The sequence below is a fragment of the Vibrio sp. 10N.261.55.C5 genome, assembly GCF_041470505.1.
GTDB classification, from domain to species: Bacteria; Pseudomonadota; Gammaproteobacteria; order Enterobacterales; family Vibrionaceae; genus Vibrio; species Vibrio crassostreae_C.
On the sequence record NZ_JBFRMS010000140.1, the window covers coordinates 1 to 289 of the forward strand.

Consider the following 289-nt stretch of genomic DNA (forward strand, 5'->3'; position numbering starts at 1 on the left):
GTGTGTTAGAGAACAGCCAGTTCTTCCTGCCAATGACCAGTGGTTTAATTGCGCGTTCAGCGCGATTATTATCAATAGATAAGTGACCATCGTCGATATAACGAATAAGCTTTGACCACTGCCCAAGCGTATATTTTATCGCTTTGCCTAGTGGGCTAGAGCCTATCACCTTCTGGGTTGTCATCCATTGGTAAAGCTCATCCAGTATCGGCTTGGCAAGCGCTTGACGCTCTGCTTTTCGCTCTTCGGCAGGCGCACCTTTTAAGCGTGATTCTATCCCGTAGAGTTT

Annotated in this window: 1 protein-coding gene; it reads right to left on the reverse strand. The window is 47.1% G+C overall.

Features of this window, described 5'->3' with window-relative positions; all coding sequences use genetic code 11:
• Positions 1 to 289: transposase (locus AB4263_RS24350; protein ID WP_372099048.1), on the reverse strand; the 289-nt coding region annotated here is incomplete at both ends.